The sequence below is a fragment of the Niallia sp. MER 6 genome, from assembly GCF_023714395.1.
In the GTDB taxonomy this organism is placed as follows: domain Bacteria; phylum Bacillota; class Bacilli; order Bacillales; family Cytobacillaceae; genus Niallia.
The window spans coordinates 13,259-30,275 of record NZ_JAMAUK010000018.1; the positions used below are offsets into that span (position 1 = coordinate 13,259).

A 17,017-nucleotide genomic window follows, 5' to 3' on the forward strand; every position below is an offset into this window, starting at 1 on the left:
CTTGTATTGTGATAATGATCCTAATTATTCGTTATCGAATCAAAAAAAGTGCTTAGGTATTTACGTTCTTCATCGTTTAATTGATCTAATGCTTTAACAAGAGGCGTAATACTCTTTAAGGTTGGAAGGATATTTGTTGTAAGAAAAGCTTGTACTAACTTTAATTCACTATCAGACATTTTATTTAGAATATTTAATACTTGCATTTTATTAGGGTTATCTATTTTAGTCTCAGGTAAAAAATTTTCAGGTATTACATCATAAAGTGTAACTCCTAATGCTTGGCAAATTTTTAACAGGGTTTCTATATTTGTTGTTGAATTACCGTTTTCAATTTTACTAATTGTACCTTGTGATACTCCTGAAAGTTCTGAGAGTGTGGTTGTCGACATATTTATTGCTTTTCGATAATTATTAATGTTTTTTCCAAGTGCTTTGTTAAACTCATTCATATATTTCACACACCAATGCTAAATAATTACACCTAAGTAGTGTTGACAGCACTCTTAGATGGTTTCCCAAATCCGAGTTGGGAAAAAAACTTACAGGAAGTCTCTTATAACTTTTCTTCTTTTATTATTATTAAAATCATATCAAAAAAAATGAATAAAATTTTTCCCTTAAAAAATATTCGTTAACGAATAAAAAATCGTTGACAAAATATTCGAATACGAATAAAATAACGATAAGGAGGTGAACACCATCAAAAGAATAAGGGATAAGAGATTGGAGAAAGGTTGGACACAATTTGAACTCGCTGAAAGATCAGGTGTACCACAACCGACAATTTCTCAAATCGAAAGAGGGAATAGAAAACACCCTACTCATAAAAATATTATGAAAATAGCTAAAGCATTGGAGATCAATTTAGAAGAACTAAATGAAATGCCAATTTGTCCTAATTGTAGCATAACCAAGGTGTTGAAAACACATTCGTATGATGGTGGTGATAAAAATTGAGAAAAGTAACATTACCTAAAATGTTCAGATTTCAGTTTTTAGATTTCAACAATCAGGTTACAATCCGAACATTCAACAAAGAAATCTACATATTAAAATCCGGATTAATCGTCCAAAATGTTGAAACTAATCAACTGCGTAGAATTGAAGAAATATATTACGACATAAGAACAGTAAGATCTATTAAAGGAACTATAGTAGCAAAACGAAAGAATAGAAATAGTGATTTATATTTGGTTGATAAAGCTAGTTAGCAAAGAAATTAAGGATAAGTAAACATACGTTATGATGTGTGCAATTGATTTTTGAAATTTGCACTGCTGCTCTTTGAAAATTATATATTGCGTGGTTCTCGATGAAAGGTCACTAATCGAGTTAACTATACGATTTTATCTAGTTAGTGGGGATAAGCTAAAAATCCACTTGTGATCCCAGTGCGACGTCGGTTAATGGATTCATTAGTCGAAAGGTTGTTGGTAAGAGCCAAAAACCAACAAAAAGAAGAAGAGACTGTTTATTGGCTATCGGTGAGACGATATAACGTTAATAAACCCTTTTCCTCGTCTGTAGTTCAATTTTGAATGTAAATCGCAAGCGATTGCGAATTGTTTATAAAAATACATAGGAGGTTGTATTGATTGCAACCTCCTATAAATTAATTGTGTACATGATAACGTATAAAAAACCGTACTTTTATCCTTTAATGAAAAATCCTTAACAATTTCTTTAAATGAAACGATATTAGAAATGAAGGGGTGTGTAGACAAATGATGAAAAAGAAAATTATAGTTGGAGTTACGGCTTTTACTTTACTTGCTGGCACAGGAACAGGTGTTTATGCTTATAATCAAAAGGTTTTAGCAAATGAAGCAGCACAATTAGAACAGTTAAGAGTAGAGACACTTAAAAACGCAGAAAACGCAGTTGATTCACTGTATAATAGCACTCGAACTAGATTAGCTGACGACATTGATAATAAAATCAAAAGTGCTGAAGCTGCTGTAGGGAAAGTTGAAGAAGAAAAGGCACAATACCAATTATCAAAGGAAATAAGCGAAGTGAAAGAAATTGCCGAAATTCAACAGGAAGTCTACAGCACCTTAGAAAATGAAGTTTTAGTTGAAAGTATTACTGATAAAAAGCTAACAGAAATTAATCAGAAGCTGATTATCATTAAAAGCATTAATGATGCGATTTATACTCACTTAGCTGATTATCTATCTGAAGCCGATGCTCAATTAGCTTCAATTGATGCCGCCCTAAAAAAGATAAAAGAAGCAGAAAATTCTTTAAGTAGAGAAACTTATAATTCAGCATTAGCGCTAGTTGATGAAGTGAAAAATGAAATAAAGAAGAATGAATTAAAAAAACAACTTGAAACTGTAAATAAAAAAATAATTGCAATGGAAGAAGAAGCTAAACGTAAAAAAGAAGAAGAAAGAATTGCAGCTGAAAAAGCAGAAGCTGAGAAGGTGGCAGCTTTGGAACAGTCAAAACAACAATCTTCAAGTTCTAAACAAACACCTTCATCCAATTCGACAAATTCGAGTAAGTCAAACGCTCAATCTTCAACAAGTTCAAGTAAGTCAAACGCTCAATCTTCAACAAGTTCAGGTAAATCTACTTCTAAATCTAATCAATCAAATTCAGGAAGTAAAAGTTCTAGCTCTACTAATAAACCAAGTTCGAGTGAGCAAAAGCCTGCATCTAAGCCGAGTGGATCTACCGGAAGTTCATCTTCAGGAGGTAAAGACTGGGATAACATCGGTGAACAGCTAGAAAATCATGATTGGAACAATACCGGGTCAGGTGAAATCGATAAGGGAGGTAACACCTGGGATTCATGGGAATAAACACGATATTAAAAGAGTTATTCAATTTTTTGAATAGCTCTTTTTTTATATAGAAAAAGAGAAAGGAAAATGCAATGGATATGAAAAAGAAATTAAGATTTTCTTTGGTAGTTGCTCTCGTTTTTGTTCTTTCCTTACCCAATATATTATTTCCCTTTAATAATCAATCAAACATAGCGCACGCAGCAGCGCCTAAAGTTGAATATTTAGGGAAAGTAAGTTATTCATATTACACTGTTGGTAAGTTCAAGGTGAACGGCCAATATGCATTCTGTGTAGATCATGATAAATCAACTCCGCCAACTGGAAGTTCTTATACAGGGGGTAATGTTTACAATAACGAAAGTATTAGAGCAATTCTTTATTATGGTTATGGTGGTCAGGGGAACGTTGTGGGTACGAGTGATGCAGCATTAGTCGCTACATCATTAGCACTTGATACCGTTATGAACGGGAATACCTCTTCAGGAAGATCCACTGTCCCAGGCTATGATACTTTAATGAGTCATGCATCAAAGAAAGATGCCCCAAGTACTTCAGCATCTTTCAGCATAACAAAAGCAAGTACTACTATATCAGGAAGTGTACAAAAGTCTGAAACAATAAAGTTCAATGCAGATTCAAGAAATTCAATTACATTAAGAGTTCCTTCAGGAGTAACACTTCACTTAGGAAGCAGCACTTACACAAACCGTAATGTGACAATCAAAGGAGGTCAATCTTTCTATTTAACTGCCCCTTTAAGCTATGGTAGTGATGTAACATTTAGCAATATAAAACCTTCTCTAGGACCATATCAGGCTATTTTATTTCTACCATCCAATGGTTCTTATCAGAGGTTGGGCCAAGGGTTAATAACAGATCCCCAACCTTTGAAAACATTAACTGTTGATTTTCAAGTAAGACAAAAGAAAATTACAGTTCAACACATCGATAAACACACGAATAAGCTACTAACTAGCGAATCGTACACCCGAAATATTGGTTCTAGTTACAGTTTTTCTCCAAAAAGTAGTATTACAAGTGGCTCAAATAAATACTTACCTGTCGATAACAAAAGTCAATCAGGAACACTAGGTAATAGTGATATTACTTTGAAGTTTTATTACAATTTAGAACGAACGGTAACTGTAAGGCATATCGATGCTCGGGATGATCGATTAATTGCTTCTGAGAGTTATAAAAAGCTAAGAGGTCAAACTTATAGTTACGGTCCAAGAACAGATCTTAAAAAGGGGAGTTACACATATAGGCCATTATCTACAGCTAAGAAGACCGGAACAATAGGGGCAAGTAATATTACGATTGATTTTTATTATGATGTTCCTTTAATTAAAACAGGATTAGAAAAAATTCAAGTTTTTACTGCGCCAGCTAATGAAGGGCTGCCTGTTAAAGTCAATTTATCAAAGGAAAATATCTACCCTGAAAATAATAGCGACATGGCCAGTGCGAAATTAAATGTAGCTTTATATGATGGAAGTACTAAAATTGCTTCAAATACTTATACAGCAAAATCTCTTCCTAAAAGTATTGATTTTAAGGTTCCATCAAGTTATTTATCAGTAGATCAGAAAAAGGCTTATACAGTGAAGCTTGAAAGCTATTCGAAAAATGAAATTGATGTAATTTCAAATGCTTCTGCAATAACAACAGATGGCTATACATCATCACAAAAGACTCTCAATACAAACAACACTTCACTCTCTTTTACAGGGGTAATTATGACAGAGAGAGAAGTCGGAAAGAATATGGTTGTTTTTAACGAGAATTTACAAGTTAACTTGAAGAAGTTAGATAAAAAATTAACAGGATATGGATTTGAATACCCAATTGATGTTATATACAAAAATGATCTTGGACAAAAATTCACCAGTAAGTTTGAATTTCACGTACCAAAATCTTTAGTTGATTCTTATTTGACATATCCAGTAAGTAACAATCATTACAAAATCAGTTTTGATGAAACTAGCCACAATGAGAGTAAAAATCAATCGGTGCTAACAACAACTAAGCGATTTGAACTACCAAAAATAAACATTGAAAAAAGAACTGGTTATCTTTTCTCTAATTCACAGGTTGCTGGCAGAGATAGCCGAATAAAATATGACATTATCGATGGGGGACGAAAGTTTTACACTCCGATTTGGGGGGATCTTGGAACCTATCAGTTAGAAGCGAAAAACGTTGATCCTTTAGGTGTTCATAAAATTAGCGTGTCAATGAAACAAAACCTTGAAATCTATGCTTATATGTATGGACATATGGATTCTAATACTGGAAAGCAAGATGCCATTTATTTAAGACCAATTAATGCGGATGATCCTAAATATCCGGATAACTGGACAGCTGAAGATAAAAGACGTTTTGAAGAGTGGAATCGAAATTAAAAGTAAAAGGCCTAGAAAATTCAAATTCTAGGCTTTTTTTATTGGAGGAATAAGATGAAAGATTTCCCTTTTATGATCTTAATCATGTTCTTCGGCCTGTATCTTGTCTTGTTTACCTGCCATTATAAAATTGAAGAATTTCGGTATAATTCTCTAATTCTATCAATAACTGAGACTGCTAAAATAGCAGGTTTTCAAAGTTTAGATAATAGTGTCAGGGCCGAGACTGGTACTGTTGAAATTACAAGTGAGAATTTTGAAATGAGTTTCGAGAAAAAATTTCGAGATACTGTAAATGTGAAACTTGAAAATCCTAGATATTCTTACGATTACCTGAAAGCCGAAGACGGTACTATTATGGCTATAAGAGTTGTTGTTAAAGACGAGAGAGACAATCAATATCAAGCTACTTATATATCAGACATAGGAAATCGTTAAAGGAGGACGTAATGAAGAAAATTTCTGAGGATATTTTAAAAGACATAATCAATGATTTGAAAATAATTAATCCGGAATTGATGCTAGAGGCTTTTACTGATCCTATCGCCCGGGAAGCTTTAAAAAAGGTTATGCAAAATGATCTTCCAAAACGCCATAATGTCATTTTGAGAACTGAAGAACATATCGATTATGCTCTATCTGAGATTGTTGGCCTAGGAGTAATTGAAGAAATAATTAAAGATCCTTCAGTGACGGATATAAGTTATAACGGAACCGAATTAATCGTTAATACAAACAATGAAAAGTATGTGTATGACGAGCAAATTAGCGAAAACTACATTATTAAATTGATTCAAAAGTTTGCAAATGCAGTAGGGAAAGAGTTTACTCCTAAAAATCCAATATTGGATGCTTCATTAAATAATTTGCGTATCAATGCTGTTCACAAAAGCTTATCGCCTTTTGGTACTACAATGGCTCTTCGTTCTTCAAAAGCTGAAGCTATACTGAATGAAGGGAATTTTAAAAACTTTGCTCCTGAATACATGCTAGATTTTTTTGAAGCAGCAATTAAATCTCGCTGTAATATCATCATAGCAGGAGAGACAGGAACAGGAAAAACAGAGTTACAAAAATTCCTTGTTAGATATATAGATTTCGAAGAGAAGATAGTTAATATGGAAGACACTTTAGATAGTTATCTTAAAGAATTGTATCCTGATAAAGATATTCATAGTTGGCTTACTTCCCAATCTATTAGTTTTACTGACTTAATTAGAGCTGGTTTACGTAATAACCCTGTATGGATGCTTGTATCTGAAACACGTGGAAAAGAGGCCTACGAAATGCTTCAGGCGGTTTTATCAGGGCATAGAATTATTACAACTTTACACTCTGTTGATGCCAGGGCAATTCCAAAACGATTTATCAATATGATGAAGATTGGATATACCATCGATGAAGAATCTGTTTTAGAAGATATTTATAACTACTTCCAATTAGGATGCCATATTGAAAAGGCTCAAATTGAAGGAAAGGTTGTTCGATATTTGAGTGAAGTTGTAGAACTTAGACCGGATAAAACAGCCGTTACAGTATTCAAGCAGATCAAAAGAGGAGATGAGTTAATCCCAGTTATTGGAGAAATGAGTGATGAATTTATCCAAAATTTATTGAAGTTCGGTTGTGAAATACCAACTCTCGGAAAGGAGGAAGTTTTAGATGGCCAAGAAGAAAAAGTATACGCTTGATGAAGTAAATGCTCTTCGTATAGCTTACGGAAATCCTTTGCAAAAAAGAGAACTTGTCTCTACTCTTCTAATCCCTTTCTCAATTAGCGCTCTTTTTACATTTGCGCTTTTCTATTATTGGTGGTTAGCCCTTATCGTTGGGGTAGTTGCTATGATTTACGCATACAAAATTATGATGCCTCAAAACGCAAAAAGAGCTTATGAAGTAAATGCATTCCGAGAAAGAAATAACTTTGTAAATAACATTACGCAAATGCTAACCAATCAGGAAAGAACAGTTTTGGATGCTCTAAAAACAGTTACAGAAAGGGCCAATGGAGAGTTTAAAGAGGACCTTCTTGTATTGCAAGCTTCATTAGTTGATGCGAACGCAAAGGAGCAGCAAGATGCCTTTCAAGTTTTATCCGACAAATACAAAAACGATGTAATCTTTGATTTATTTGTAGAACAATTAGCAACGGCCTCCATAGAAGGCCGTTTTTCTATGGAAACATTAAAAGATATAAAATCCTATCACAATCAAGTAAAGAAAAAACAAGATGATTTTATGGCCAAAAAACATAAAGAAGCTTATAACTTCAAATTCATTGTAACAATCGGCCTTGTATTAATTATGGCAATAACATTTAGTTTTGGTTGGGATCAATTTGTAAATGTCTATGCTAGAAATCCGATTGGATGGGTGACTAGCGCAGCTTATTTAATTATAGTCGGAGGCTATTTTCTTGCATTCAGAAAGAAACTGGTTGACGACAATATTATGGAGGTGAACATATGAGCGAAACTACTATCGAGGCAAAACCTAGTATATGGCTTCGTGTTGCTGAACACAATCTTTACGATATGTGTAAGGAAATGGGATTTACCGAGGAACGGTTTATTAAGTATCAAAAGAAAAGATTCTTTAGAGCCGTCCTGTTTGGCTTCCCATTAATAATAGCAGCTTTCTTCTTTCAGTGGTGGTGGTCTTTAGCTGGCTTAGCGATAAGTGGTTTTCTGTGGTGGAATGAATATAATCGTGCCAAAAAATTTTATGGGAATTTTAATTTTGAGAAACAACTTCAATTTTCAAAATTCACAAGGATGCTAATCCCTTTTTTATTACAAACGGATGCTACCCTTTACAGTGTATTTACTAGATTATTAGACCGTTTAGAGCCAGGCCATGTTAAAAACTCTTTGGAGCGTTTGTTAATTGAAATGAATGAATTTCCAAATTCAGAAGAGCCGTTTGTACGTTTTGCAAAAGATGCCTCCGGTACAGATAGTTCAATTTTATTTATGACAACTTTGTATGACTTTCATCAAAATACTTTTGACCATTCAATCATTATGGAACTTGGCCAGCTATCAAGTGAACAGCTGTTTGAAGGTGTTGACGAAATTATTACTTATAAGCTTCGAAAATTTTCAATGTATCCAACAAAATTAACAATGGCCAGCTTTGTTATTACGTTAGGTTATGCAATATGCATGATTTCAGAAGCTTTCTCTACTGGATTACTATGATAAGGAGGTAGGTTCTATGTTAGAAAGTTCAACCATGGAAATGGGGAAGCTTTACATTTCTTTGTTTATTATCTTTTCTATGGTATCTCTAGCGTTATTTTTCTCTGAAATCAATCACGCTAATGATTTTAAGCAGTATGTAAATTATCAAATAGAAAGGAATGGTGGTCTTACCGGGGAAGCGATTGAAAAAGTAGAAGCCTACAATCAGGACCATTTTAAAGGTAAATTTAAAATCCAAAGTCCACAAATGAATCAGCAGTTTTCATTTGGAAAAGAAGTAGATTACACCATTAATTCAACACATAAATTTTTCTTTTTACCTTTATTAAGTAAAAATATTTCAGTTAAAGGATCAGCAATATCTCAAATAAGATAGTTTCCTGGGTTTATACTTTCCCTTCTAAAAAAAAGTGAAAAAATTTAAAAAACAGGAGTGGTAATTAATGTTAGATCAAAACACAGATCGTACGTATTGGATGATTGGAGCAGTTGTTGTCGTTGCTATTTTAATAGGTGCTTCTAAAGTAGCTTTTCCGGACCTTTTTAATAAAGTAATTACTAAATTTACTTCAACATTAACAGCAGGTTTTGCTCAATTTCCTATCGATTCTATTATGAGTTTCTTTCAATAAATCATGCTTGAACAAAACACAGACCGGACTTATTGGCTAATCGGGATGGTCTTGGTTGTGGCTGGCTTAATTGGCTTGTGTTCTATAGCATTTCCGGAAATCAACGATTTGGTAATTACTAGATTTAAAGGGATGGTACCGAAATTTTAAAACTAATAGGAGGTGGTGCTTGGATTTTTATATATGTACTAAAGAGAAAATGGCCAATCTGTAATAGAGAAAAGAGAAGGGGTATTTTAAATGGTGAAAGGTTCAAAAAAAATTTCAAAACTTATTCTTACTGCAGGATTAACAACAGCTATCTTGGTTCCAACTGTAGCAAGCGCAGCTGGAGCTACACCAAGCCAAGTTTTCAAAGAGTTTGATAGTTTTAGATATAATTTCACCCTGGATTTAAGGAACAGTACAGAGCGTCAAATCACTGGTCTAAACAATAAAGCCAAAGATTTAAATAAGGATTATCAATTGATTGAGGAAAGGGCTAACAATCAGATTAAAGAGTTAGAGAAGGCTCGTTCGTCAGAAGTTACCAAACTCACGAATAGATTGAAAAATGCACAAGCTGCTAAAGATCATACATCTGTTCAAAAGTACACTTTCGAGATTGAATTAACAAATTCAAAGTATGAAACAAAGAGAAAAGACATCCTGTTAAATAAAATAACCAATCAAAAACCGGTAGAAATCGAAAGAGAAAAAGTAAAAGAAAAGATCAATTTTTACCGAAGTAACGAAAGTGAAAAAACAGAACTTATTAGCAGAGTTTATAAAATCTTTGAACCCTTAAAACCTAAAAAATAACATGTAAAATCCCCCTGTGTATTTTCAGGGGGCAGTCCTTTTAAATTCATCAATTTCTTTAAAGAAGGGGGATTGACAAATGGCCAAAAAATTTCATGAAATTCCTACAATGGAAGAATTCTTAAAAGGTCTAGAAAAAATCAGATCACAACAACTCGAAGCAAGAGAAAGCAGCAAGCTAGGTGTTTATCCATTTGAAGGTACAGATAATCAATTCAGTCATTACGCTACTGGCATTGTCACACCAAAAGGAAAGCACTATTTAATCGATGGTGAAGGCGATTTAAGTTTTACTGGAACAAAGTATCTAGCATATGAAGATAAAGAGGCATTCCCTCCTTTTAGTGCAGCAGAGTTATTATTAGAATCGAAGAACGATTTTAAAATTGACTATGCTGAAGCTGTTAAATACTACAATTTAAATAAAGAGCTTGCTATTAAAGAAAATGAAAATATTCTTTCATCAAAGGAATTTAAGCCGGACCATCCAATTGCGCTTACAGTTAATCAAGAAATGAAGGAAGTTAAAAACATGCTGGAAGAGCAAGGCTTAGATCCTTCAAAAAATCCTGAAGTATCTGCTCTATTGGATCACCATTTTTCGAAGCTTGAAAAGCTTCTATCCGATTTTTCCGAGAAAATCGAAAAAGCTTCCCATGAAGATATTCCGCAATTAGAGGAAAATATGAAAGGGAAATTAAACAAGATTTTTACAGATCTAAAAGACGGTCTAAAACAACTTTTTGTTGATATAAAAGATAACGTTAGATCCGGAATTGAAAATAAGGTTAATGATGTGAAAATTAATATTCATAATGCTGTGGCTGAAAAAGTACAGAATGTGAATGATAAAATTAAAAATTTAAGTGCATCCCTTGATAAAAAGTATCAGATCATCGAAAAAGAGCCTGAAGCTTCTGCCTTATCGCAAGTTCAAAAGGCTTTTGACGAGGTTAAGGAAGCTGCGAAAACAGAAGCAGCAAAAATAAAAGCTGGGGAAGTTTCGCAATCGCTTGCGGATATGTCTCCTATTGTAGGTAATCTGGAAAATCAAAATAAGCAATTAAAGAAAGAAAATGAAGGATTAAAGACGTTTGTTAATGTTGTGAAATCGAAACATCCTGAAGTGTATCAATCAATCTATAACACGATGAAGGGTGTTCAGATCGAACCAAAACAAGAACAAAACGAGATTAAAACAAAAGTAAAAGAATTGGAATTATCAATATAAATAAAAAGAAGGCAAGTGCTTTTAAAGCACTTGCTCTTTTAAAGGAGTTAAAGATTATGTTATCGGTAAAAAGATTTGATAATGGATTTTTTAAATTTGTTGGTGTACTAGCATTTGCAATTCTTATGTTTTTCGTGGCTCCTGAAATCGGTCTTGCTGCATCTACAGGTACGGTTCAGACCAAGATAAAAAGTGGTGTTACTGCATTCCAAACAGTATTAACAGGGATTGTTGTAGTAGTTGGTATTGCAGCTTCATTAAAAATTATTGTTAAGCATCTACCTAGCATCGATGATCCTCATGTGAAAAATGAAATGTGGAAAAGTATAGGTGGAGTTCTAGCTGCTATTGGTGCAGCTGCTGCTTTAATTTGGCTTCTCCCTTGGGTTTACTCATTGTTCAAATAAGATGTATAGAGAAAGCTTCCGGCTTTCTCTATTTTTTTAAGGAGTGGTTTTATGGATCAAGATCAAGTTAAGCAAGCGTTGTTAGAAATGATAGATTCAAGTGGAAGAAGAGGACGCAAATGGTTCTTCCCTAAAAATGTAGATAATCAATATAAAATACTAGCTAACATGACTTTGAAAGAAATACTTATTTATATTTTACCTGCATTGTTGATCTCTATAGGGATAGGGTTTATTCCACCTTATAATTCGATGGTTTTTTGGTTAATCAAAGCCATTTTTATTGTACTTATAATTGTCATTCCAGTTGTTTATGTAAACTATAGACCTGTTAAATTCAGAGATAATATTCGTTCAAAGGACTTTATAAAAGAGTTTCTTGATTATCGTAAGAAAAAGAAAATATATTTCGTAAAACCCAAAAATACATTTTTAGATTAAAAATAAGAAAAAGTTTAGGAGTTGGATAATTTGAGCGAAAAAGAAATTTCCTTCAATGATATAAGTCCGATTGAGGGTGTTTATTCTGATTTTATTTATCTAAAGGAACATGCTCTAGTCACCATGATAAAAGTAAAAGGTGTGAATTTTGATTTGTTGTCACTTTACGAACAAAACTCTATCTTTGATGAATATGGAGCATTTTTGGCTCAAAATATTCATTATCGCCCCCAAACAGTTTCTATGACAATTCCTATTAAGATGGGAGATTATTTAAGGAAATGGAAACTTCAACATATAAAATCTTCGCAAGATCCGGATGTGAATGAAAATCTTCGGCAGTTAAGAGCCAGTTACTTATATGAGTATCAAAAAACAGAAACGGATTTAAGCATGGCTGTTAAAGCTCACTTTATTGTATTAAAAGAGAAGTTGAAGAAGCCAACACTTGAATATCTGCATGAAGCAGAAATCAAGTTAACAGAAAAAAGGGAAGAAATTATGAGGGCTATCCATCAGGTGTTAAATGCATATGACAGCCAGCAAGAAGTATTAAGTGCTAATGAAGCCCTATCGGTTTTACATCAGTTTTTAGATTATAAAACTTCAATTTATCAACATTAAAAGTAGGTGGAGTAAATGAATTTATTATCTTTGTTTGGATCTAAACCCAAAAAAGATTTGAAAGTAAAAATAGAAAATCAGATTGACGGATTGATAGATAAAGATGTGATAGAAAGTCGTTATCCCTTTGTCTTTGAATTGAACAGAGAATATATAGCTTCAAGTGGAAATTATATAAAGCCTTATGTGATTCTTAGTTATCCTTCCGAGCCAACAGGGAATTGGTTATCTCCGTTAAAAAGGTTAAAAGGGAATATTACCATCACACAACATTTAGAGCCGGCAAACGGTGAAATATTAAATAGACACTACAATGAAACAGTAAAGAATAAGGAAGCTGAATTATTAAAAACGTTAGACCACTACAGACGAGAGCAAATAAAAAGGGAGCTAGTAACGGCTAAGAAGCAGCTAGAACAGTCTTTAGATGAAAAGAGTGCTTTTATATATCTTTACACGTATATCTTGTTACAGGCTCATTCAGAGTCTGAATTAAGGTCTTTAGAAGAAAGTTTGAATCGTGTTTTAATCAAAATTAATTTAAAGGGAATTACCCCTTATAGAAGAATAGAAGATGCTTATTTCTCGTCCTTCCCAATAGGTCTGAACGATTTGAAAGAGTATACCTATGCTATGACTAATACCGTTAGCGCAAGCTCGTTTTTTCCTTTTGATGATAATGAAATCTGTGATTTGACTCCAACATCAACAATTGAAGGAATTAATAAAGAAACAAACTCCTGGATTGCCATTGATTATAAAGATAGGGGCCGGACGTTAAATAGGAATAAAATTGTTCTAGGTACTTCAGGCGGTGGTAAGTCAACATATCAAAAAAGTAATATTTTCCGGAAGATTGCTGAAGGTGAAGATAATATTTATATTATTGATCCGGAAGACGAATATTCAAAAGATGTAATTAAATTTGGCGGTACTGTGATTGATCTTTCTAGTGCAAGTCCTACTAGAATGAATCCATTTGAAATTCTGTCCCAAGCATTGGATTCCGATGAAGACGGTGTACTAAGAGATAGAAAGTTAACAGAAACAGACGTCGATAATTTAATTCGTCAAAAGGTTAACCGTTTAAAGGGGTTCCATAAAGTGAATATGCCTGACATGGATCAGGTTCAATTATCAATCATTTCAAACATCTCTATGCAATTGTTTGACAAATTTAGAGAAATTAAAGATTTAGATAAAATGAAACATGAAGATTGGCCAATTTTAAGCGATTTACTTCAGGCTTTAAAGGAATTGAAAGATACGGACACAAAGAAATTCGAATTAATCGAGCGATATTGCTTTATCCTCGAAGACATGGTTGAAGGGTCCAGTACTCTTTTTAATGGCCATACAAACGTTGATATGAGCGCAAAAATCATTTCCTTTAATTTAAAGCTTTTGCAAACAGAAAAAGAAATGCAGGCTGCTGCATATCTAAATACATTCAGTTATTTATGGGAGCTATTCACAAGTAATTTATCCCAATCGGACGAGTTATTTTGCGATGAGTTTCACTTTTTGTTGAAAAACCCTGAAAGTGCGGACTTCTTTTTTCAAGCCTACAAACGTTTTAGAAAGTATAACGCTGGGGCTACTGTAACAACACAACAAATTCAGGATTTACTTGATGCTCCGGGTGGTATCGGTGAGGCTATTGTTGGTAATAGTTACACTAAAATTATGTTCGGTTTTGAACCTCGTGAAATTAATCAGGTAATCGATCGTTTGAAAATTCCGTTGTCAGATAAAGAAATTCACTTCTTAAAAGCTAAGAAGCAAGGGGAAGCGTTAATTCTTTATGGGGCACAGCGTGCTTTATTAAAAGTTGTTTTGACGGAAGAAGAATTAAGGTTATTAAATCCTAAGAAATATGAAGAAAAAACAGGTCGTAGTGCAAAGGAATTGCCGGATTGGTCAGATAAAGTCCTCCTTTCACAAAATGAAATTAGTCAAATTACTAATGAATTGAATAAAGTTGAGGGGTTTTAAATGAAAAAAATTACAATGATGGATAACCTTACTCTGTACGTAAATAAAAGAGAATATAAGATAGAAATCGATGAAAAATTCACTAAGGTTTCTAGCTTAGATCAAATCGAAGACTTGGAGCTTGCGCTACCGGGTTTTTTTGATGTAGAGAGTATATCCCGACAAAACAATAAAATTTACTTGGTTTATAATCTTCCGGAAGGTTATGAGCCTTTAGAAAAGGCTAAAAAATATGTTCCGGTTATTAAGTTGCAGTTGATTAAAAATCTTTTAGAAACAGATCCTTTGCTTGAATCGGATGGTATGACTTACTTAGATTTAAATAATGTTTTCTTTAAAAATTTTAACGACATAAAAATTCTTTATCGTTCTAATGGTTTTCTGCCCTTCCATAAGGATTTAAGCACATTAGATCAGTACAAATTATTTGTATTAGGCTTCTTTAGTGATAAGCACTCTTACAAAAGGTTTATAGTCAACAAAGATAACCTTTTACGAAAAGAAAACAATGAATTTATGTTCGCTGTTAATGCAGCTACATCATTTGCTGATTTAAAGACACTAGTTGATAGAGAACTAGAAAAAGAGCAATCCAGCTTTTATGAAAAGGCGCAATTTCAAGAAACAAGCCGTAAAAAAGGTTTTAAAAGAAAAATATACCTCGGAAGTCTTGGAGTTTTATTGATAGTTTTATTATTCGCCGGAGGAATAAAACAAATTGAAAAAAATGTTGCTGCTAATTTCCAAGAAGAATTGGCCGCAGCCAAGGCCGAAAATGAGTTGGTACTTGCTGTATCAAGTGGTGATACAAAAAAGGCTGTCAAATTAATGGAGGGTAAAGGGGAAGATCCAGCAGTTATTGCAGATATGCTAGTTCAAGCCGGGAAATATGATGAAGCTATCTCATATGATAAAACGATTGAAAAAGAAGTTGTATCTCGACTTTACAAAATTGGTCAGGAAGAGGAATTATTAGAGTTAAAATCCGATTCACCATTCTTGGCTTTTGAAAAAGAGATTGTAGATTTTGATTCAGATAATTTAGTCGCAAAAGCGCCATTAATCGAGGATAAAGATACACTTAAAAGATTATCATTAGCATTCATAAAACATGATAATTATGAATTTGCGAAAGAAATATTAGAAAGATTAAAATCAGATAGTGCAGGTCTTTTTAAGTTAAGTAAAGGTGAAATTAAAGAGATTAATCAATATATAAAAAAAGCTCAATTAGAAATTCAAGTGAAGAGTATAAACGATCAGATCACATCTTTAAACCAAGAAGAATCATTAGAGGAAAGTGAAGAAGAGAAAATAAAGAGGGAGGCAGAAATTAAAAAATTAGAAGATGAGCTTGTTGAAGTACAAAAAGAGCTTATCAAGCTAGATGAAAAAATAGGGATGGATGCTTAATGGATGTTGTAACAGCAAAAGTCGCTTTAACCATAGCGCAACAAGGAGCAAAGCATTGGAAAAAGATAGTACTCATAGTACTGTCTTTTTTTATGATGATGGTTATTGGTGTGATGCTTTTAGTTGGAGGCGATTCCGGAAATTCAGGTACTGCGAAAGTTAATGATGCTGTACTGGCATGGGAGCCTGTAGTAAGCCAATATGCTGAAGAATACGGAATACCTGAATATGTCGGTGTTATATTAGCAATCATGATGGTTGAAACCGGAGGATCAGGGCTTGATATTATGCAAAGCTCAGAATCTTCAGGACTTCCACCAAACAGCATAACAGATCCCGTTTTATCAATTGAGGTAGGAGTAAAACATCTTGCATCTGTCATCAAGAATGCACGCTCAAATGATTTGGACTTTTGGACCCCTGTTCAGAGTTATAACTTTGGTTCAGGTTTTAATAATTACGTAAAAAGTAACGGCAAACAATATACCTTTGATTTAGCGAGTAATTTCTCTAAAAATCAGGCAAACGGAAGAACTGTTAAGTATAGCAATCCCATAGCCGATTTTAACGGAAATTTCCGTTACGCATATGGAAATATGTATTATGTCTTGTTAGTGCAGCAATACCTTACACCTGGGGCAAGTGGAGATATAGGAAATGCAGATGCTTCAGCTTTAGGTCCTGAAACATATCAAATGTTAATGAATGAAGTGTTGAAATATAATGGTTGGCCGTATGCTTGGGGTGGAAGTAGCCCTTCTACTAGTTTTGATTGTAGTGGATTGATGCAATATGCTTTTCGTCAGCTTGGTTATGATTTACCGAGAACGGCAGCTGAACAGCACGCTCATTCAATTCCTGTAGCTGATCCACAACCGGGAGATCTAGTATTTTTCAAAGGTACTAATCCCAGCCGTCCGGCAAGTTCAATCACCCACGTAGGAATTTATGTTGATGAAAAAAGAATGTACGATGCTAGCAATAGTGGGATTGGGTACTCAAATTGGAATCAAGGATATTGGAAACAACATTTTGCAGGCTTTGGCCGAGTGGTGAAATAGGAGGGG

Annotated in this window: 18 protein-coding genes; 17 read left to right on the top strand and 1 reads right to left on the bottom strand. The window is 33.7% G+C overall.

The genetic code is table 11. The annotated features are described in order from the left end of the window. Positions 1–20: 20 nt before the first annotated feature. Positions 21–452 carry a helix-turn-helix domain-containing protein gene (locus tag M3600_RS18710; protein WP_251647052.1) on the bottom strand — a complete coding sequence of 144 codons (432 nt, stop codon included), beginning with the start codon at positions 450–452 and terminating at the stop codon, positions 21–23. A gap of 241 nt (positions 453–693) precedes the next feature. On the opposite strand from M3600_RS18710, the gene M3600_RS18715 reads away from it, so the two are divergent. From M3600_RS18715 to M3600_RS18795, 17 genes are all read left to right on the top strand, one after another. After that, positions 694–960, top strand: coding sequence for a helix-turn-helix domain-containing protein (locus M3600_RS18715; protein ID WP_396953827.1), 267 nt, complete (start codon positions 694–696; stop codon positions 958–960). A 767-nt stretch (positions 961–1,727) separates the two neighbouring features. After that, on the top strand, positions 1,728–2,813 hold the full coding sequence (locus tag M3600_RS18720; protein WP_251647053.1) for a V-type ATP synthase subunit I domain-containing protein: 1,086 nt from the start codon (positions 1,728–1,730) through the stop codon (positions 2,811–2,813). Between the two features lie 74 nt (positions 2,814–2,887). After that, positions 2,888–5,203 (top strand): thioester domain-containing protein, encoded by a 2,316-nt coding sequence (locus tag M3600_RS18725; protein ID WP_251647054.1) that lies wholly within the window; start codon positions 2,888–2,890, stop codon positions 5,201–5,203. Between the two features lie 54 nt (positions 5,204–5,257). Continuing rightward, positions 5,258–5,641 (top strand): hypothetical protein, encoded by a 384-nt coding sequence (locus M3600_RS18730; protein WP_098797389.1) that lies wholly within the window; start codon positions 5,258–5,260, stop codon positions 5,639–5,641. Positions 5,642–5,652: 11 nt separating this feature from the next. Beyond that, positions 5,653–6,894 (top strand): CpaF/VirB11 family protein, encoded by a 1,242-nt coding sequence (locus tag M3600_RS18735; RefSeq protein ID WP_098797390.1) that lies wholly within the window; start codon positions 5,653–5,655, stop codon positions 6,892–6,894. Next, positions 6,866–7,672 (top strand): hypothetical protein, encoded by an 807-nt coding sequence (locus M3600_RS18740; RefSeq protein WP_098797391.1) that lies wholly within the window; start codon positions 6,866–6,868, stop codon positions 7,670–7,672. The genes M3600_RS18735 and M3600_RS18740 overlap by 29 nt, the downstream gene beginning before the upstream one ends. Next, positions 7,669–8,403, top strand: coding sequence for a hypothetical protein (locus tag M3600_RS18745; RefSeq protein ID WP_098797392.1), 735 nt, complete (start codon positions 7,669–7,671; stop codon positions 8,401–8,403). Before M3600_RS18740 ends, M3600_RS18745 begins: the two co-directional genes overlap by 4 nt. Before the next feature lie 16 nt (positions 8,404–8,419). After that, positions 8,420–8,782: a hypothetical protein gene (locus tag M3600_RS18750; RefSeq protein ID WP_098797393.1), complete on the top strand. Its 363-nt coding sequence runs from the start codon at positions 8,420–8,422 to the stop codon at positions 8,780–8,782. Between the two features lie 67 nt (positions 8,783–8,849). Next, positions 8,850–9,038, top strand: a complete 189-nt coding sequence (locus M3600_RS18755) for a hypothetical protein (protein WP_098797394.1) — start codon at positions 8,850–8,852, stop codon at positions 9,036–9,038. 240 nt (positions 9,039–9,278) lie between these two features. Next, positions 9,279–9,839, top strand: coding sequence for a hypothetical protein (locus tag M3600_RS18760; protein WP_251647055.1), 561 nt, complete (start codon positions 9,279–9,281; stop codon positions 9,837–9,839). Positions 9,840–9,918: 79 nt separating this feature from the next. Further along, positions 9,919–11,070, top strand: a complete 1,152-nt coding sequence (locus M3600_RS18765; protein WP_098798488.1) for a hypothetical protein — start codon at positions 9,919–9,921, stop codon at positions 11,068–11,070. A 56-nt stretch (positions 11,071–11,126) separates the two neighbouring features. Further along, positions 11,127–11,477 (top strand): CagC family type IV secretion system protein, encoded by a 351-nt coding sequence (locus tag M3600_RS18770; protein WP_098798489.1) that lies wholly within the window; start codon positions 11,127–11,129, stop codon positions 11,475–11,477. A gap of 51 nt (positions 11,478–11,528) precedes the next feature. Next, positions 11,529–11,918 (top strand): hypothetical protein, encoded by a 390-nt coding sequence (locus tag M3600_RS18775; protein WP_098798490.1) that lies wholly within the window; start codon positions 11,529–11,531, stop codon positions 11,916–11,918. 30 nt (positions 11,919–11,948) lie between these two features. After that, entirely contained in the window at positions 11,949–12,542 is a 594-nt protein-coding gene (locus M3600_RS18780; RefSeq protein ID WP_098798491.1) for a hypothetical protein, read from the top strand. 15 nt (positions 12,543–12,557) lie between these two features. Then, on the top strand, positions 12,558–14,537 hold the full coding sequence (locus M3600_RS18785; protein WP_098798492.1) for a VirB4 family type IV secretion system protein: 1,980 nt from the start codon (positions 12,558–12,560) through the stop codon (positions 14,535–14,537). Continuing rightward, on the top strand, positions 14,538–15,950 hold the full coding sequence (locus M3600_RS18790) for a hypothetical protein (RefSeq protein WP_098798493.1): 1,413 nt from the start codon (positions 14,538–14,540) through the stop codon (positions 15,948–15,950). Next, positions 15,950–17,011: a bifunctional lytic transglycosylase/C40 family peptidase gene (locus M3600_RS18795; protein WP_098798494.1), complete on the top strand. Its 1,062-nt coding sequence runs from the start codon at positions 15,950–15,952 to the stop codon at positions 17,009–17,011. Before M3600_RS18790 ends, M3600_RS18795 begins: the two co-directional genes overlap by 1 nt. Positions 17,012–17,017 lie beyond the last annotated feature (6 nt).